The sequence below is a fragment of the Pseudomonas sp. TH43 genome, assembly GCF_016650635.1.
Taxonomy (GTDB): Bacteria; Pseudomonadota; Gammaproteobacteria; order Pseudomonadales; family Pseudomonadaceae; genus Aquipseudomonas.
Map to the genome: position 1 here is coordinate 1,057,703 of NZ_JAEKFI010000001.1, position 16,621 is coordinate 1,074,323.

General features: G+C 61.1%; 17 protein-coding genes. 7 read left to right on the plus strand and 10 right to left on the minus strand.

What is annotated here, in order from left to right; genetic code table 11:
- Positions 1 to 20 precede the first annotated feature (20 nt).
- A complete protein-coding gene (locus JFT81_RS04740; RefSeq protein WP_201226316.1) occupies positions 21 to 680 on the plus strand; it encodes an isoprenylcysteine carboxylmethyltransferase family protein in 660 nt (219 codons plus the stop codon).
- A gap of 26 nt (positions 681 to 706) precedes the next feature.
- On the opposite strand, the gene JFT81_RS04745 is transcribed toward JFT81_RS04740, so the two are convergent.
- Together JFT81_RS04745 and JFT81_RS04750 are read right to left on the minus strand one after the other, a co-directional pair.
- Complete coding sequence (locus tag JFT81_RS04745) at positions 707 to 1,375, minus strand: HAD-IA family hydrolase (protein WP_201226317.1); 669 nt, start codon at positions 1,373 to 1,375, stop codon at positions 707 to 709.
- 55 nt (positions 1,376 to 1,430) lie between these two features.
- Positions 1,431 to 1,844, minus strand: a complete 414-nt coding sequence (locus tag JFT81_RS04750) for a response regulator (protein ID WP_201226318.1) — start codon at positions 1,842 to 1,844, stop codon at positions 1,431 to 1,433.
- Between the two features lie 199 nt (positions 1,845 to 2,043).
- Here JFT81_RS04750 and JFT81_RS04755 point away from each other — a divergent pair, with 199 nt between their 5' ends.
- Complete coding sequence (locus JFT81_RS04755) at positions 2,044 to 2,985, plus strand: class I SAM-dependent methyltransferase (RefSeq protein ID WP_201226319.1); 942 nt, start codon at positions 2,044 to 2,046, stop codon at positions 2,983 to 2,985.
- Between the two features lie 96 nt (positions 2,986 to 3,081).
- On the opposite strand, the gene JFT81_RS04760 is transcribed toward JFT81_RS04755, so the two are convergent.
- A complete protein-coding gene (locus JFT81_RS04760) occupies positions 3,082 to 3,864 on the minus strand; it encodes a helix-turn-helix transcriptional regulator (protein ID WP_201226320.1) in 783 nt (260 codons plus the stop codon).
- A gap of 305 nt (positions 3,865 to 4,169) precedes the next feature.
- On the opposite strand from JFT81_RS04760, the gene JFT81_RS04765 reads away from it, so the two are divergent.
- Positions 4,170 to 5,288: a P1 family peptidase gene (locus JFT81_RS04765; RefSeq protein ID WP_201226321.1), complete on the plus strand. Its 1,119-nt coding sequence runs from the start codon at positions 4,170 to 4,172 to the stop codon at positions 5,286 to 5,288.
- Positions 5,289 to 5,534: 246 nt separating this feature from the next.
- Here the strand turns inward: JFT81_RS04765 and JFT81_RS04770 are convergent, their stop codons facing one another.
- The gene (locus JFT81_RS04770) at positions 5,535 to 6,221 is read right to left on the minus strand and encodes a GNAT family N-acetyltransferase (RefSeq protein ID WP_201226322.1); all 687 of its coding nucleotides are present in this window, start codon (positions 6,219 to 6,221) and stop codon (positions 5,535 to 5,537) included.
- Between the two features lie 243 nt (positions 6,222 to 6,464).
- Here JFT81_RS04770 and JFT81_RS04775 point away from each other — a divergent pair, with 243 nt between their 5' ends.
- Positions 6,465 to 6,788 (plus strand): YXWGXW repeat-containing protein, encoded by a 324-nt coding sequence (locus JFT81_RS04775; RefSeq protein WP_201204502.1) that lies wholly within the window; start codon positions 6,465 to 6,467, stop codon positions 6,786 to 6,788.
- A 39-nt stretch (positions 6,789 to 6,827) separates the two neighbouring features.
- Positions 6,828 to 7,040, plus strand: coding sequence for a YXWGXW repeat-containing protein (locus JFT81_RS04780; RefSeq protein ID WP_201204504.1), 213 nt, complete (start codon positions 6,828 to 6,830; stop codon positions 7,038 to 7,040).
- Between the two features lie 51 nt (positions 7,041 to 7,091).
- Here the strand turns inward: JFT81_RS04780 and JFT81_RS04785 are convergent, their stop codons facing one another.
- The 5 genes from JFT81_RS04785 to JFT81_RS04805 all read right to left on the minus strand — a co-directional run bounded on the left by JFT81_RS04785 (position 7,092) and on the right by JFT81_RS04805 (position 13,677).
- Positions 7,092 to 7,910, minus strand: a complete 819-nt coding sequence (locus tag JFT81_RS04785) for an energy transducer TonB (protein ID WP_201226323.1) — start codon at positions 7,908 to 7,910, stop codon at positions 7,092 to 7,094.
- Positions 7,907 to 8,353, minus strand: coding sequence for a protein TolR (tolR, locus tag JFT81_RS04790; RefSeq protein WP_201226324.1), 447 nt, complete (start codon positions 8,351 to 8,353; stop codon positions 7,907 to 7,909). Before tolR ends, JFT81_RS04785 begins: the two co-directional genes overlap by 4 nt.
- A 14-nt stretch (positions 8,354 to 8,367) precedes the next feature.
- On the minus strand, positions 8,368 to 9,078 hold the full coding sequence (gene tolQ, locus JFT81_RS04795; RefSeq protein WP_201226325.1) for a protein TolQ: 711 nt from the start codon (positions 9,076 to 9,078) through the stop codon (positions 8,368 to 8,370).
- A gap of 90 nt (positions 9,079 to 9,168) precedes the next feature.
- Positions 9,169 to 11,073: a phytase gene (locus JFT81_RS04800; protein WP_201204512.1), complete on the minus strand. Its 1,905-nt coding sequence runs from the start codon at positions 11,071 to 11,073 to the stop codon at positions 9,169 to 9,171.
- Between the two features lie 60 nt (positions 11,074 to 11,133).
- A complete protein-coding gene (locus JFT81_RS04805; protein ID WP_201226326.1) occupies positions 11,134 to 13,677 on the minus strand; it encodes a TonB-dependent receptor in 2,544 nt (847 codons plus the stop codon).
- A 406-nt stretch (positions 13,678 to 14,083) separates the two neighbouring features.
- Here JFT81_RS04805 and JFT81_RS04810 point away from each other — a divergent pair, with 406 nt between their 5' ends.
- Complete coding sequence (locus tag JFT81_RS04810; protein ID WP_201226327.1) at positions 14,084 to 14,998, plus strand: GGDEF domain-containing protein; 915 nt, start codon at positions 14,084 to 14,086, stop codon at positions 14,996 to 14,998.
- An 8-nt stretch (positions 14,999 to 15,006) separates the two neighbouring features.
- Positions 15,007 to 16,044: an AraC family transcriptional regulator gene (locus tag JFT81_RS04815; protein WP_201204516.1), complete on the plus strand. Its 1,038-nt coding sequence runs from the start codon at positions 15,007 to 15,009 to the stop codon at positions 16,042 to 16,044.
- A 15-nt stretch (positions 16,045 to 16,059) separates the two neighbouring features.
- Here the strand turns inward: JFT81_RS04815 and JFT81_RS04820 are convergent, their stop codons facing one another.
- Complete coding sequence (locus JFT81_RS04820) at positions 16,060 to 16,617, minus strand: YceI family protein (RefSeq protein ID WP_201226328.1); 558 nt, start codon at positions 16,615 to 16,617, stop codon at positions 16,060 to 16,062.
- Positions 16,618 to 16,621: the final 4 nt, after the last annotated feature.

Below are 16,621 nucleotides of genomic sequence, written 5' to 3' on the forward strand. Positions count from 1 at the left end.
CATTTCGTTGCGAGATTGCCATGAGAATGTCAGCGCAAATGACCGTTGCCGCGGTACTCGCCAGCCTCGCCTACCTGGGTCTGGCGGTGTGGGGGATCGGTGGTGTGGCGATATTTTTCTCCCACGGTTCGCTGGTGGTAGTGGCGCTGGCGACGGTGGCAATGGTGATCGCATCGCTGTTCACCGAGGTCAACCTGAGTGCCGGCGAACGCGAGGACCGGGCCAATCGCTGGGTGCTTCCGGCGTTTGGCGTGATTGGGCTGGTCAGCGGTTTTCTGCCGGCCTATTGCGACCGCGTGAGTTTTTGGACATTCGGTGGCGAAGGCGTGCGCTGGTTGGGAGCGTTGCTGTTCATTGTCGGCGGTGCGCTGCGGCTGTGGCCGGTGTTCGTGCTGGGGCGACGGTTTAGTGGTTTGGTCGCGATTCAGCCGGGCCATCGGCTGGTGACAGATGGCATCTATCAGTACTTGCGCAATCCGAGTTATCTGGGCCTTGTGGTGAATGCCGTGGGTTGGGCGCTGGCGTTTCGTTCCAGTGTCGGGTTGTTGCTCGCGGCGCTGACATTGATCCCGCTGATCGCCCGCATTCATTCCGAAGAAGCCCTGCTACGCGCACAGTTTGGCGGCGAATATGACGCTTACTGCGCACGCAGCTGGCGCCTCATCCCAGGCCTCTATTGAATCCACACAGCTCCTACAGGTCGGGGTCAGTTGGGTTGGAGGTGGAGCTTGCCGTCGTTGTCGATTTTGACGCTGATGTCGGCGTAACTGGCCAATGTCGCGTGGCTCGTTTGCAGCGGATGTTGATGCGTCGTGGTGATGATCATCAACGCAGCGCCAGCCGCTTCGGCAGCCTGAATGCCGACGGTAGCGTCTTCAAAAATCAGGCAATCGCGCGGTTCAAGACCCAAGCGTCTGGCGGCCAGTATGTAGCCGGCCGGGTCGGGTTTGCCGGCCTTGACGTCCTCAGCGGTAATCATCACCGCCGGTTCGGGAATCCCTGCGGCAGCCATCCGCCGCAGCGCCAGATCGCGCGGCGCTGAAGTCACCATGGCCCAACGATCGGCAGGCAAGCTATTGAGAAACGCCGCCGCACCGGGAATCTCGACAATGCCTTCGACGTCTTCAATTTCCGCTTCGGTGATAAACGCCGCTTGCGCCTCGGCGTCCACCCCCGGCAGGTTCAGGCGATTGACCGTGTCGATAGCCCGGGCACCGTGAATGGTCGGCAAAAACGTGTCGACGTCCACGCCATGACGCACGGCCCAGGCGGACCAGATCCGCTCGGCGGCGGCGATGGAGTTGAGGACGGTGCCGTCCATGTCAAACAGGAACGCGCCGAACGCGCGTTCAAAAACACAAGTGTGAGCAGGCAAAGGGTCGCTTCCTCTGGCAAGGGCCGGGCAATTTTGCCCGGCAATGTAGCACTTGTCAGTGCAGGCGCGGTGCCTTGGATTTGAAGGCGCTGTCGACACAATCGAGCAACTGACCGATCGCCCAGGGCTTCTTGATGAACGCCACCGAATGCTTGACCCCGGAGGTCTCGGGGGTTTCGTAGCCAGACATGACCATCACCGGTTTGTCCGGCCAGCGATCGCCGACCAGATTCGCCAGGTCGGCGCCGTTGAGGGTGCCGGGCATGGTGATATCGGTGAGTAACAACGCCACTTCCGGCGCGTGTTCCTCAAGGTATTGCGATGCGGCGTCGGCGCTGGTCTGCGGCTCGACCTTGAAACCTTCCTCCTGAAGAATTTCGCAGAGAAACTCCAGAATCAACGGATCATCCTCAACTACCAGAATCAACCCGCCAGGAAGGTGCGTGCTCGCCGTTGGTGTTGGGCACATGAACTGGCACTCCCGGAACTGCATTAACGATTTAGCGGTTTGAATCCGCTGCTTATCTGGTATGAGCGGCGCGTTCTGCAGAAATTCATTTTTGATACAGCTCTTTTCTGAAAGGTGAAACTGGCCGGTCCGCGACAAGCGTTCGCGACGGTGCAATTGTGGTTAAAATGCTGGCCCTTTTGCTTGCCGGCCCTGACCGATGAACCCTGAAGCCCTCGCCACCCTCCACGCCCATCTGCTGCCTGCACTCGCGGCGGCGCCGAGCGAAACCCGCCGTTTGTTTCACGGGCGCGGACGTTGCTGGCCGGGGCTGGAACAACTGACCGTGGACTGGTTGCAGGGTGTGGTGCTGGTGTCGCTGTTCAAGGAGCCGGAACCTGAGCAGTTGGAAAACCTCAAGCGCTTGCTGCTCGACATCACCGTTTCTGAGCAATGGCAGCAGTGCGGCGCAAAGACCCTGTTGATCCAGCATCGTTACCTGCCGCAAAGCACTGCCGAGTGGCTGCTGGGCGATGAAATCGATGAAATGACCATCGTCGAGGGCGGATTGCAGTACCGCGTCGATCTGGGCCGCAAGCAGAATACCGGGCTGTTTCTCGATATGCGTTATGGGCGCGACTGGGTGCGCGAACAGGCCAGCGGCAAGCGAATCCTCAACCTGTTCGCCTACACCTGCGGTTTTTCCGTGGCGGCCATCGAGGGCGGCGCCAGCCATGTGGTCAATCTGGACATGTCGCGCGCAGCCTTGAGTCGCGGGCGCGATAATCATCGCTTGAACGGCCATGATCTAAGCAAAGTCAGTTTTCTTGGCCACGACTTGTTCAAATCCTGGGGCAAGGTGATCAACAGCGGCCCTTATGACTTGGTCATCATCGATCCGCCGTCGTTTCAGAAAGGCAGTTTTCTGCTGACCAAGGATTATCAGCGGGTACTGCGCCGTCTGCCGGAGCTGCTGACGGCGAACGGCACGGTGCTGGCGTGCATGAATGATCCGGCGTTCGGCCCGGACTTCTTGATTGACGGGGTGACCGAGCAAGCGCCCGGTCTGCGCTTCGAACAGCGCCTGGAAAACCCGCCGGAATTCCCCGACATCGACCCGCAAAGCGGCCTGAAAGCCCTGGTCTTCCAACGCATCAGCTGACCCCGTGCAGGAGCTGCCGCAGGCTGCGATCTTTTGATGTCGTTGAAAAATTCAAAAGATCGCAGCCGCGTTTCACTCGACAGCGCCTACCAGTGATCATCCATCGCGGTTTTGGCGCAGCACCAGGGCGAACAATTCGCCGTGTCCGCTGACATTGAGCTTGTGATAAAGATTGCGCCGATGGACTTTGACCGTCTCCGGCGAAATACCCATTTGCTGGGCAATCGCTTTGCTGGAGAAGCCCTGCAGAATCAACCGTGCGGTGTCGACTTCGCGCGCGGTCAACCGCGCATCGAAACGATCCAGCAAGGTCGCCAGATCCCCGATGCCCACCTCGGCAATCGTCCCCTGCGGCGGCATAAGCTGCACGTGCCGGCGCATCGCCGCCAGCACCCAGTCGCGCACGCACAGCAGCCTGCCCTGCTCGACCATTTCGAACGCCGTCGAGCGCCCCAATGACAAACCCAGCACGCCGCCATCGACATTGATGATGAACTGCAACTCGTCCTCGCCCACCACCGAGCGAAAGTAACTCTGGTAGTACTCGCTGTGCAGGAACTGATCCGGCGCCACCGAGGCCAGGCTGTGCAAGCCATCGGCAAGGCCGGTGGTCGCGGTTTGATAGAACGGATCGAGCAGGTACATGCCGTCGGTGTAACCCGCCAATTCTTCCTGCTCGTCGGCGCGGCCCTTACTGTCGACATCGATCAACAATTGCGGCGCCTGCCCCGCTTTCATCACCGCGACCAGTGCGTTATCCAACGGCACCAGCAACCGCAGGGTGTCGACCAATGCACGCCAGAACGCATCCTGCCCGACACTGGCAAATACCCGCGCCAGGCTTTGATGCACCGGCAATTCCTGCAACAACGCGTCCACGCACTACCCCTTTTGTATAACCCATGAAGGGAATGGGTCAGGCGTGGTCGGCCCGGTAGGCTGACCACAGTTGTTCATCACCGGCCACACGCCAGCAGAGCCGCATCATGCGCAAGCGTTGTGGGGATATCAACAGGGGGATGGCACACCAAAACAACCCGGTACATCCCCTGTAGGAGCAAGGCTTGCCCGCGATGGCGGTATTCAGCCGGCAGATGCATCGATTGGGCGGACGTCTTCGCGGGCAAGCCTTGCTCCTACAGATTTGGTGACAACGCTGACATTAATCCAAGAGACAGATATCGATGAAACCTCGTGCACGTGACCTCAATATTCTCATCGGCCAGATGCAGCCCGGTCCGCTCAACGCCATCACCGATGTACCCGGCATCCGCGTCGGCCACAGCAATGTGCGCGGTCGCAGCAGCGCGGGTCGCGACATCTGCACCGGCGTCACCCTGATCGAGCCGCGGCAGGGCTCGACCAGCCAGCAACCGTGCTTCGCCGGGGTGCATGTGCTCAACGGCAACGGTGATGCCACGGGGCTTGAGTGGATTCGCGAAGCCGGATTGCTGACCAGCCCTATCGCGTTTACCAACACCCATAGCCTCGGCGTGGTGCGTGACGCGCTGATTGTGCTGGATCGCGAACAGCAACCGGATGATGGTCGCCTCTACTGGAACATGCCGGTGGTGCTGGAGACTTACGACGGGCTGATCAATGACATCAACGGCTTTCACGTCAAGCCCGAGCACGTCGCCGAAGCCATGCAAAACGCGGCCGCCGGTCCGGTACAGGAAGGCGCCGTGGGCGGAGGCAGCGGCATGATCTGCCATGAATTCAAGGGTGGCATTGGCACGGCATCACGCCGTTTGAGCGATGTTCAGGGCGGTTGGACGGTGGGTGCGATTGTGCAAGCCAACCACGGCATTCGCAGTGAATTGCGGGTCGACGGTTACCCGGTCGGCCGCTACATGGAACAGGTGGACTCGCCCTTCTTGCGCGCATCGTTGCCGCATCCCGGCATGGGTTCCATCGTGGTCTGCCTGGCCACCGATGCACCGCTGCTGCCCCATCAATGCACGCGTCTGGCGCAGCGCGCCAGCCTCGGCCTCGCGCGTACCGGCGGTGGTAACGAGGATCACAGCGGCGACATTTTCATCGCGTTCGCCACCGGCAACGATCACGTTCCGCCCGCGGCGTATGAAGGCAAAGGCGCGTCGACCTGCGATGGCTTGCGCATGGTCAACAACGACCACATCAGCGAACTGTTCCTCGCCGCCACCGAAGCGGTTGAAGAGGCGATCATCAACGCCCTGCTTGCCAGCGAAAGCACTGAAGGCAATGGCCACGCTGTACCGGGACTGGACGAAAAAACCCTGCTCGCCGCCCTCGAAAAGGCCGGCTGGCCCGGCGCCCGCTAACCCCAAAATCCCCCCGCAGGAGCTGACGAGTGAAACGAGGCCGCGATCTTTTGATCTTCAAAAAACTCAAAAGATCGCAGCCTGCGGCAGCTCCTGCAGGGGTTATTTGAACATCTGAGCGCCGAGTTCACGCGCCGCTTTCAGTGGCAACTGCGGACCTCGTACTTGCGATTCCGGCAGCCGCGTCGAACTGACGTCAAAGAGCCTTGAGGCAGATTTTTTGTCGGCGTTTTTTGCTTGCTCCCTTCAATGCAGGGTCAGGCGCTGGCGGACAAATTCCTCGGTGTGACGGGTGGTCTGATCGAGATGGCGGTCGCGCTGCTTCTCGGCGTCGAGCATCGCCCGTTTGCCATTCTTCTGTAGCAGATACGTGTGAATCTGCTGCACTTCCAGCGATCGGTAAATCGGCGTGGTGTCGATAAAGCCGCGCAGGCCATTGCTGCGGTAATGCCGAGTACTCATGAGTACTTGCGTCTCGCGCGCAGCGATCACCTCAAAGCCCAACGCTTCGAAATAAGGGACTTTGCCGACGGTGCAGGCCAGTTCGGCGTGCGGATAACGCCCGACCATTTCGCCAATCAACGCCCGCGCCACACCCTGACGTCGATGCCCTTCACGCACGGCCATGTAAGCCACGCTGCACGCCTCCCAATCGCCCTGCACCGGCAGGTACAAGAGGAAACCGATCACTTGCTCCGGATCCTCGTCATCGCTCGCGACCAGCAATTCCACCTCGGTACCCTTCTCGCCATTCAACGCTTCCAGATACAGATGCACCTCATAGCCGACTGCGTACTGATAGACGTTGTACAGCAGGTTGCTCGGGCCGAGACCGATCGCGCTGATGTCGGTCAGGTAGTCGACCACCATTTGCAGAATCTGGCTGTTGACGCCTTCGGGGCATGGGGTTTTGTAGTGGGTGATGCGTGGCATGACAAACGAACTCCGACAGAAAACCGCAACATCATACCCTCTCCCGACACCAACCCCCTGTAGGACCTGCCTCAGGCGACGATCTTTTGAGCTTGATCGAGCAAACCAGGCGCCAAAAACCGCAGCCTGCGACAGCGCCTACCTTGAAGAAAATTTCATCTGCGGCCAATGGGATGTTTGCCTTTTGAAGCGTCCAATTCTTCAGCTGCGTTAACTTTTCAACGCAGGCCTTGAGGAGTTGTCATGAGCGTTTTGCGTTCCCTGTCCAAATGGCGAAAAACATTGCTGCTGGTGCCTTTGACCCTGGCGGCGCTGGCCAGCACGCCGGTGTTTGCGCAGCAGGTGGTGATTGTCCAGCAAGCGCCTCCGCCGATGCGCATGGAAGTGATGCCCGGCCCGCGCCCCGGTTATGTCTGGGATCAGGGCCATTGGCGCTGGCAAGGCCGAGGTTATGTGTGGATGCCCGGCCACTGGCAGCCGGTGCGATACAACGCGCACTGGAAGCCGGGGCATTGGCAGGCGCGCGGGCCGAACTGGTTCTGGGTTGAGGGGCATTGGGTGCGTTGATTGCCCGGCCTGCCATCGTCATCTATCGAGAACATCACCATGTCGAAAACCGTTAAAACGTTGCTCGCCGCCACGCTAGTGGCCATCACCCTGTCCGGCTGCGTCGTCGCCCCCGCCCGCCCGCACCGGCCACCGCCGCCCGTGGAAGTCGTGCCGGTGATGCCGGCGCCGGGTTATCACTGGGTCGCCGGTCACTACCGCTGGGGCGGCAATGAATGGCGCTGGGTGCCGGGCCACTGGCGCGCCTATTGAGAATGGCGGGCGGATGTCATCTAGCTAACACCAGGACAACGCCCGCCCCACTCACTTGATCCGGTAATGAAAGGTGTTGCGCACGGCCGGTACCGACACCGCGACACCTTCAATCACTCGCGGCTGATAACGAAAGGTTTGCGCCGCGGCCAGAGACGGACGGATGAACAACGGATGACAGCCGTCCAGCACTGTCGGGTTCTCCACCCGGCCTTGCGGGTTGACCGTGTACTCCACGGAGCAATCGCCCTCGATGTTCTTATCCAGCGCCCGCTCCGGATATTCCGGTGCCTCTTTGCTCAACGGCAGGTATTGGCGGCTGTCGGCCAGTGCTTGCTGACGCGCGCGCTCGACGCTTTGTGCCTGTGCTTGCGCCTGACTGGCTTGTTGTTGCGCAGCCTGCTGTTGTGCCACACGTTGCTGCGCAGCGTCCTCTGCATGCTTGCGCTGCTCGGTTTGCTGGCGCTGTTGCTCGGCCAGTTGCTCGCGTTTGCGTTCCTCGACCCGCTTGCGGGCCAGAGCTGACTGCTCGACTTTTTGCGCCTGCGGTTTCGGCTCGGCCTGCGGTTTTACCGGCTCGACCGGTGCTGCAACCACCGGCTCGGCGATCGCTACCGGAGCCGGAGCCGGAGCCAAAGCCGGTTCAGGCTGTGGAGGCTGAGCCGCCGGGGCGACCATCACCAGTTGCGTGGTCAACACCCGTGGCGGCTTGAGCGGCGGAGCCGACGGCGCCCAGGCATTGATCAACAACAGCAGCACCCCGGCGTGCAACGCCACTGCCAGCGTCGCCGCAAAACTGTGCTGCCAGAAGTCGTTGCGCGATAGCGGCGCTGAAAGCGTTGCTGGACTGTGCATGATCATCGCCGTCATTGCGGGGCCTCGGTCACCAACCCCAGATTGCTTACCCCGCCCTGCTGCAACGCCGACATCGCGGCGACCACGCTGCCATAACCGGCGTCCTTGTCGGCGCGGATATACACCTGCATATCCGGGTGCTGCGCAACAATCTGCTCGACCTTGGCACGCATCTCGTCAAGTGCCACGGCACTGTCGGTCTGGTGTTGGGTATCGAGTTCGCCGCCCAGATTCCAGAAGTAACCGCCCTCAGCCTTCACCGACAGCGTCAGAATCTGTTGGCGCGTGTCAGTGGCCAGGGCTTCGCTGGCGATCTTCGGCAGTTCGACTTTCACCCCCTGCGTGAGCATTGGCGCGGTCACCATGAAAATCACCAACAGCACCAACATCACGTCGATGTAAGGCACCACGTTCATTTCAGCCTTGGGTCCGTGCTTGCGTTGCGGCCTGACTAGCATGGTCGTTCTCCTTCTCAGGCCGCAGCGGCTAGGTTCATCGGCGTGCCGTGCAACTGGCGGTGCAGACGCACTTGCAGTTCGTTGCCGAAGGCGTAATAACGCGTCAACAAGGTCTGGCTACGCGCGGCAAAACGGTTGTAGGCGATGACCGCCGGGATCGCCGCGAACAGGCCGATGGCGGTGGCAATCAGCGCTTCGGCGATACCTGGGGCGACGGTCGACAGCGTCGCCTGCTGCACCTGAGACAAACCGAGGAACGAATTCATGATCCCCCACACGGTGCCAAACAAACCGATGTAAGGACTGACCGAACCGACCGTGGCGAGAAACTGCAAACCCTTTTCCAGTTGCAGTTCCTGTTCGCTGATAGCGACATGCAACGCTCGCTCGACACCTTCCTGCACCGCATCGGCGTTGCTGCCCGTGTGCTGATTGAGATGACGAAATTCGGCGAACCCGGCGTTGAAGATCGGCTCGACACCAGCCTCGGCGTCTTGTACTTGCGCGGTTTCGCGGTACAGCGGCAGTAACTCGGGCGCCTGGCGAAAACGCTGGATGAAACCGTGCAACTGCCGGTCGCGGCGTTGCAGCACGCGACTGCGCTGGAGGATCAGGTACCAACTGACGATCGATGCCAGCAACAGTGTCAGCATCACCGCTTTGACCAACAGACTGGCGTCGCTGATCAGCCCCCAGATAGTCATGTGTTCGAGCGTGGCCTGCATGGTGAAACTCCTTGTGGGCAATGGCCGGTACTGCCGAAGCAAGCACCGCGCCGCTATTCGATGAAAAAGTCATGACCGATTGATGACGACTCAGGGCAATTTCAGTGCTTGGGTCACCTCGGCCCATGGTACGAACTTGAAGTTCTGGCTTTGCTCGGGCATGCGTTTGCGGCCGTCCTGCACCACCAACAGGCCTTGGCTCCAAGGCCCGCCGAGGTTGACCGAGGTCACTTCCAGGCCGTCGGTTTCCGAGGCACCGTCAATACCGGCAGCGGCGTTGAGCCCGACCCGAAAAGCGCCGTGAACGGCAAACGGCGGTTCGGCGTCCAGCACCAGATAACTGTCATTACCCTGGCTGGACACCACCAGATAGTCGCGCGCCGGGCTCTGATACAGCGCCAGCCCTTCGACATCCGCGTGCAGCGGCCCACCGACCTTGATCACATGGGTGAGGGTCGCTGGCTGATCGGCGCGGGCATCCACCGCCCAGACGCCAACGTCCTCCTCGCCAATAAACAGCCGCTGCCGCTGGTCGTCGGCGACGCAGCCTTCCGGCTGGCTGTCGACCTTGAAGCGGCGGACCAACTCGCCGGTAACCTTGCCGCTCGCAGCGCCGAGGCGGTATTGCAGAAAGGTGCCGTCCTTGTCGTTGGCAATCGCGTAGATCTCACCGCTGGCCGGTTGAAACAGGCACAGGCCGTAGATGTCTTTCAGCGGTGTCGGCACTTCGCCGATGTCGCGCAACTCGCCGCTGCTACGGTCGATGGCGAACAGGCTGAGGCTGTTGTGATCGCGATGACTGGCCACCGCCAGATCCACCGTCTGTGCGCCAAATTGGAAGTTGGGCCGCACATCGACGTTGTTCAGGCGTCCGACCGGCAATTCCTGCACTTGCTTGCCTTGCAGGTCATACACCAGCAGACCCTGCTTTTTATTGGTGCCCAGTACGCGGCTTAAGGAGGGCTGCTGCGGATGCACCCAGATCGCCGGGTCGTCTGCTGCATCGCCTTGGCGCGCGACCGGATCGCTCTGCACGTGGGCGGCGACATTCGGCAGCTTCGGCGGCAATGCCAGCGGCGTCGCTTGCCAGTCGAGGCGGCCCTGATAGGCGCGGCCATCGTCATCGTCGCGGATCAGCACTTGCAGGCCTTGCGCGGTTTTGCGCACGGCGAGGTTTTCCGGCTCTTTCAAGCCGGCCAGCGGCAACGTCGCTTGCGCCGTCCAGCCCTCGTCCCGTTGTTGGTAGAGGTGCAACTGCGCCGCTTTCGGGTCGAGCCCGATCAGCCCGCCCGGCACCAATGCGATGGCACCGGCCTCGCCTTTGATCTGGCCGAACGGCTCGCGCAGGGCCACCGGCGAGCGCTGCACATCGGCTTCGGCGTGCGCGGGATAAGTCCACCAGCCGACGTTCTCTTCGTTGACCAGCAATTGCTCGGCGGCATCATCGACCTGGCAAAACTGCGCCGACGGCGGCAGTGGCAAACCGCGCACCCGTTGCGCTTGAGCATTGAGCGTGGCGCCGTTACCTACCAGCCATTGTTCGCCCTTGCCCTCCTCGCCGACCAGAAACACGAACAGGTTGTCGGCACTGTCGCGGTACAGGCACACGCCGTTTACCGCGAAATCCCGCGTCGGCAGATACAGCGGCGCACCCCATTGGCGCTGGGCCAGATCCAGCCCGACCACCAGCGCGCGCTGACTGGCATTGTCAACGCTGGCGACCCATGCGTGACGTTCGTCAGCGCGGTTGTCGAGGCCGCTGAAAGAACCGGGCAGGCGCGCCAGTTCCGTGCCCTGGCCGTCAAGCAACAGCAAACCGTTGGCAGCACTGACGCCAAGACGTCCATCCCCGGGCAAGAAACCCAGCGCTTCGAATTTCAGCTTCGGCGCCCACGGCGTCAATACCAGGCTCGGCGTGGCGGCCAGCGTCTGGCTGGCGCCAAGGGCGATCAGGGCGCCCAGCAGCCAGCGTTTGTGTCGCAAAGAAATACTCATGAACCGGCAGAATCCTTGTCGTGTGTGGATCGACGGCGGCACCCGGCCGCCCTCCGAGGCTTAGAAATGGGTGAAGGTCAGGCCAAGCTTGTAGGTCGGGCCGTATTCTTCGTATTGGCCGTTGTAAGAGCGATGGCCGGTGTAGACGAAGTACGGCTCGTCGGTGAGGTTTTGCGCCTCGAAGCTCAGTTGCAGGCTTTTCGTCAGCGAATAACGCGCGCTGAAGTCGACGAAGGTTTGCGCATCGACGTGCAGGTCGTGGGCCTTGTCGTTGATTGAGGCCAACTCGTAGAGATAGTCGGATTTGTAGTTGGCCGAGACGCGCAGGCTGAGCTTGTCGTTCTCCCAGCCGAGCATCAGGTTGCCGACTGTGTCGGACTGGCTCGGTAGATCGATGCTGCGTTTGCGATTGCGACCACTGGCGGCATCGAAACCTTCGATGTCGGCGTCGGAGCGGCTGAACGTGGTGTTGGCGCCCAGCAACAAACCGTTCCACGGCGCCGGCAACCAGTCGAATTTCTGCGAGTACGCCAACTCCAGGCCATAGAGTTTGGCGCTGTCGCCGTTGGCAAAGGTGTGGGCTTCGGAGAAATTCGTCCAGGCACCCGTGCCAGCGAGGTCGGTGTTGTAGACGAAGTTTTTGATGTCCTTGTAGAACACGAAAGCCGACACCGTGCCCGCCCGGCCCATGTAGTGCTCGATACCGAGGTCGAGGTTGCTCGATTCCAGCGGTTTCAGCTCAGGGTTGCCGAACGTTGCCTCATCGCCGTCGATGACAAAACCCGGCGCCAGTTGGCCGAAGGTCGGGCGCACCACGGACTTGGTCCACGCCGCACGAACCTGAGTGTTTTTGTCCAGTTGGTAGCGTGCATGCAGGCCCGGCAGCCAGTGGTGATATTTGCGTTGGGTCTCGGTGGGTTCGAAGTCGCCGTCGGTGGCGCCGGTGCCTTTGGCTTCGAACTCGGTGCCCTCGTAACGCAGGCCGGCGATGAAGCGCCAATCATCAATATCGACGGTGTTCATCAGGTAACCGGCGTTGATGTCCTCGCGCATCGTGAAATCGTTGACGGCTGACTCGGTCGGGTCATAGAAGTCATCGCGGTTCAGCCCGCCGATCAGGTTCTTGATCGCACTGCCGCTGATCCCTGGTCCGAACTGGCCGAGACGATAATCCACCGAACCCTTGGCGAAGCGGTTGAGGTTGAGTTGCTCGTCGCTGAAGCCGAGGTCATCGAAGTCCTCGTAGACCCAGGCGTCGAGGTTGTTGTCCTTGTTGCGGCGGCTGACCTTGCCGCCGAATTTGACCTGCGACGCGTAGCCACTCAAGTCATAGTCTCGGGCCAGATCCAGACGCAGGTTTTTCTCGGTGTCGGTGGTGTTCTGCTTTTCCCAGTCGACCTTGTCGAGGGTGAAATTGTTGGCGTTGTAGAAGCCCTGGCCGATGATCGGGCGCGGCTTGTCGTTGCTGTAAAAACCACTGTCGGCGAAATCGTCATTACCATCGAACGCGGCGTTGGCAATGTGGCCTGGGCTGTCTTCGCTGGAGCGGCTGTAGCCGGCCTGACCGCTGAGTGTCCACAGGCCGAACATGCGCTCGCCACCGAACACGTAGGACTGGATTTCCTGGGTCTCTTCGCGCTGTTTGAGTTTGCGTTTGCCTTCAGCGTCGCCCAGCACACTGGCGGCTTGCGGGTCGGCGAACTCGAAGCTAATGGAGTTGCGCGTTTCGCTGTCCTTGTAGCGGCTGTACAGCGTGCGCAGGTAATAGCTGCTGAGGTCGTCGGGCTTGTAATCGAAGTTCAGACCGCCGCCGGTGCGTTCGCGGCTGATGTCGTAGTCACGCTGTTCGAACTCTTCCAGTTGGGCACCGCGGGCGAAATCCCAGGCGCCGCCGGTTTCGACATTGTCCGAACCGAAATCACGTTTCTGCCAGCTCAACGCAGCGGCAACCCCAAAATTGTCGATGCCATCGCCGAGGCTGAAACGGTCGCTGACCGCGCCGGAGAATTTCGGGCTGGTCTGATGGCTGTTCTTGTCGTAGCTGGCTTCAGTGCCGCCGGTGTAGAACAAACCTTTGTGATCGAACGCCGACAGGCTTTTCACATCGACGGTGCCACCCAGCGAGTTGGCGTCCATGTCCGGGGTCAGGGTCTTGATCACCGACAACGATTGCACCAGTTCCGACGGCAATACGTCGAGGGCGACGGCGCGGCGTTCGCTTTCCGGCGACGGCACCAGCGTGCCATTGATGGTCACGCTGTTCAGATCCGGTCCCAGACCGCGCACGCTGACAAAGCGCCCTTCGCCCTGATCACGTTCGACGCTGATGCCCGGCAAACGCTGGGCCGCTTCGGCGACGTTTTCGTCCGGCAACTGCGCCATGCCATCGGCGTGCACCACGCTTTCGATATTGTCGGAACGACGCTGCTGCTTGAGCGCCGAATCGATGCTTGCGGCTTGGCCGACCACCTCAACGTGCTCGACATGGGCGGCGCCATCGGCCGCCTGCAGCCGCTCGCTGGCCATCGCCATGGCCAAAGCGGTCAGGGTGAAACTGAAGAGCCCGACGGTGCCGCTGCGCGGATAACTGCTGCGCTGGTACATGTGTGTCCTCCCCCAAAGAGTCCGGTCAGGCCAGGCAAGTGGCCCGGCAACTGGAGGGGCAAGCTAGGGGTGACGCATGACGCTTCTGTGACAAGGTCGGCGGTCGAGCCCTGTAGACCGGGCATTTGCCGAGAGGCGCAGCGATAAATGAGCTGAAATGACCCCTTGCACCCACTACGGCCCCCTGTAGGAGTGAGCCTGCTCGCGATAACGGTTTGCCTGTCACCCTTAATATTCGCTCATCCAGCGCTATAGCGAGCAGGCTCGCGCCTGCAAGGGACGGGGTTTTCTTGAAGAAATAGAGCGCTGGGCGATGAGCTGATTCGACCTCCCCCCTCCGTCACCTGCCTGTCACAAACATCTGCTGTGCTGGCGCGCATTGCTTCTTCGCCAAAGGATCGCGGCCATGTTCTCAGTGCTCAAACCCCACCGTTGGAAACTCGCCGCATTGTTGCTGGCGGCGAACCTTGGCTTGTTGCTGTGCCTGGCGTGTGGGGATCTGAAATCGGTCAGCGAATGGGTCTGGCTGGACATCATCGGCGAAGGTGGCTCGGCGTTGCTGGCGTTGGTCTGGCTGGGGCTGGTGCTGAAAAGCCGTCCTGCCGGGCGGGTTACCAATTATCTGGCGCTGGGGCTCAGTTGCATTTTCTTTTCCTGGTGGATCGACAGCCTCGACGAGTTTATTCGCCTGCCCGACAGCATCACCTGGGATCACTGGCTGGAATCCGGGCCGATGCCGGTGGGCATGGTGCTGCTGACCATTGGCATCTATCACTGGCACCGTGAGCAACTGGCAATCAGTGCGCAGATGGAGAAACGCGAACGGCTGTTCCGCGAGCATCGGCTGTTCGACAAACTCACCCCGCTGGGCGGCGCCGATTATCTGAAACGGCAGCTGGCCGACAGCCTCGCCGAAAGCCTTGCGCAGCAACAACCGCTGTCGTTGCTGGTGCTCGATCTGGACAACTTCGCCGCCATCAATCAGGCCTACGGGCATACCGAGGGCGACGCTGTGTTGCAGGCCCTCAGCCATGTGCTGCTGCTCAACCTGCGCCGTCAGGATCTGCTCTGTCGACTGGCCGGCGACCGCTTTGTGGTGCTGCTGCCCAATACCGGCGAACGGCAGGCGCAACTGCTGGCGCAAGAACTGCGGATCGCCGTGCAAGCGCTCGCACACAAGACCCGCCAGCATGGCGAACGCTTGCAACTGGCGGCCAGCACGGCGGCCGTCATGGCCCTCGATGAGACGCCCGAAGCGCTGCTCAAACGCCTGAACCTGGCACTGGCGCGCGCCAAGTCGCCGTTGGCCAAAAGCGCCTGAGGCCGACCATGACCGTCAAAACCACTTGGTACGAAAACGACAGCCGTTTCATTCCCGGGCATTACCAACCGGCGACGCTGATCGACCTGGCGCTGTCGCGTGACATCGACAGCCATCGCCTGTTGCGCGGCACCGGGCTGTTTCATGAAGACATTCTGGCGGGCCAGACGCGGCTCAGTCCGCAGCAGTTTCTCGGGCTGATCGGCAACAGCCGCCGCTTGCTCGACGCTGACGACAGCAGTTTCCTCTTCGGCCAACGCTTGCTGCCGGGGCACTATGGCGCCGCGAGTCATGCGTTGCGGCATGCACAAAATCTGCATCAGGCACTCGATACGTTGGTGCAACAACAAGCCTTGCTCAGCCCCCTGATGACCCCGCGTCTGTTACTCGATGACAGCTTTGCCTACGTTTACTGGCTGGACAGCTGTGGCGCCGGCGAGCAATGGCGGTTTCTGCTGGAAGCCGGAATGACCTCGCTGGTGGCCATGAGTCAGTGGCTCAGTGGCCAGCGCCTGCCGTGGGAATGCAGTTTCAGCCATGCGGAACCGCGTTATGTCGAACAGTACTGGGTGCATCTCGGCGAGCACACGCAGTTCAAGCGACCGCTGGACCTGATGCGCATCCCGCGCGAGTGCCTCGCCCGGCCATGGCCTGGTGCATCGGCCACGGCGGGTCAGGTCGCGCGTCAGGAAGCCTTGCTACAAATTGAACAACTGGGGTTTACCGCCAGTTTCACCGATTGCCTCTACCGTTACTTGCAGGATCATGTGCGCCAGCCACCGAGCCTGGAACAGGCGGCGCAGGCATTCGCCATGAGCCCGGCGACCCTCAAGCGCAAGCTGCAAAAGCACGACAGCGGGTTTCAGCAACAGGTGGATCTGGTGCGCAAACACGTGGCGCTGTACCTGTATCAGGTCAAGGGCATGAGCAATGAGGCCGTGGCCGAGTATTTGAGTTTCACCGATGCGGCAAACTTCCGGCGCTCGTTCAAACGCTGGACCGGCAGCACACCGAACCTGATCCGCCAGTTGTTCGGCAGTCACTGAGGCACCGGGTTGGCGTCACTGCTGTGGCGCCACCACTTTGAATTTGATGGCGATGTCTTTGGAAACCACGCTGTCCGCCCACTCCCCCGCGCCGAGGCCGAACTCATCGCGTTTGAGCACCAGTTCACCGTCGAAAATGCCGATGTCACTGTCGGGTTTCAGTTCCACTGGCACTTGCACCTCGCGGGTGATGCCTTTGAGGGTCAGTTGGCCAGCGATCAGATAGCGATGCTCGGCGACCTGAGTGAACCGACTCGATTCGAACACCGCCACGGGGAATTTTTCCGTATCGAACCAGGCCGGTTTGACCAGTTCGGTGTTGGCGTCTTCGCTGCCGGCATCAATGCTGTTGAGGTCGATGTGCAAAGTCGTGTGGGCGCTGGCGAGGTTGTCGGTATCGAAGTCCAGCGTCGCCTCGAACTTGCCGAAGGTGCCGTACATCCGCGAGCCCATCTGGTTGTAGGTGAAGCTGATCTGACTGGCGGTGGTATTGACTCGGCTGTACTCGACAGCGTGCGCGCCAGGAATGACACACAGCGAACACGCGGCAGCCAGCAGCAATCGGATCGACATGGGA

Coding starts and splice junctions, on each gene's coding strand:
- JFT81_RS04740 (WP_201226316.1), top strand. CDS start 21: ATGAGAATGTCAGCGCAAATGACCGTTGCCGCGGTACTCGCCAGCCTC.
- JFT81_RS04750 (WP_201226318.1), bottom strand. CDS start 1,844: ATGTGCCCAACACCAACGGCGAGCACGCACCTTCCTGGCGGGTTGATT.
- JFT81_RS04755 (WP_201226319.1), top strand. CDS start 2,044: ATGAACCCTGAAGCCCTCGCCACCCTCCACGCCCATCTGCTGCCTGCA.
- JFT81_RS04765 (WP_201226321.1), top strand. CDS start 4,170: ATGAAACCTCGTGCACGTGACCTCAATATTCTCATCGGCCAGATGCAG.
- JFT81_RS04770 (WP_201226322.1), bottom strand. CDS start 6,221: ATGCCACGCATCACCCACTACAAAACCCCATGCCCCGAAGGCGTCAAC.
- JFT81_RS04775 (WP_201204502.1), top strand. CDS start 6,465: ATGAGCGTTTTGCGTTCCCTGTCCAAATGGCGAAAAACATTGCTGCTG.
- JFT81_RS04780 (WP_201204504.1), top strand. CDS start 6,828: ATGTCGAAAACCGTTAAAACGTTGCTCGCCGCCACGCTAGTGGCCATC.
- JFT81_RS04785 (WP_201226323.1), bottom strand. CDS start 7,910: ATGACGGCGATGATCATGCACAGTCCAGCAACGCTTTCAGCGCCGCTA.
- tolR (WP_201226324.1), bottom strand. CDS start 8,353: ATGCTAGTCAGGCCGCAACGCAAGCACGGACCCAAGGCTGAAATGAAC.
- tolQ (WP_201226325.1), bottom strand. CDS start 9,078: ATGCAGGCCACGCTCGAACACATGACTATCTGGGGGCTGATCAGCGAC.
- JFT81_RS04800 (WP_201204512.1), bottom strand. CDS start 11,073: ATGAGTATTTCTTTGCGACACAAACGCTGGCTGCTGGGCGCCCTGATC.
- JFT81_RS04805 (WP_201226326.1), bottom strand. CDS start 13,677: ATGTACCAGCGCAGCAGTTATCCGCGCAGCGGCACCGTCGGGCTCTTC.
- JFT81_RS04810 (WP_201226327.1), top strand. CDS start 14,084: ATGTTCTCAGTGCTCAAACCCCACCGTTGGAAACTCGCCGCATTGTTG.
- JFT81_RS04815 (WP_201204516.1), top strand. CDS start 15,007: ATGACCGTCAAAACCACTTGGTACGAAAACGACAGCCGTTTCATTCCC.
- JFT81_RS04820 (WP_201226328.1), bottom strand. CDS start 16,617: ATGTCGATCCGATTGCTGCTGGCTGCCGCGTGTTCGCTGTGTGTCATT.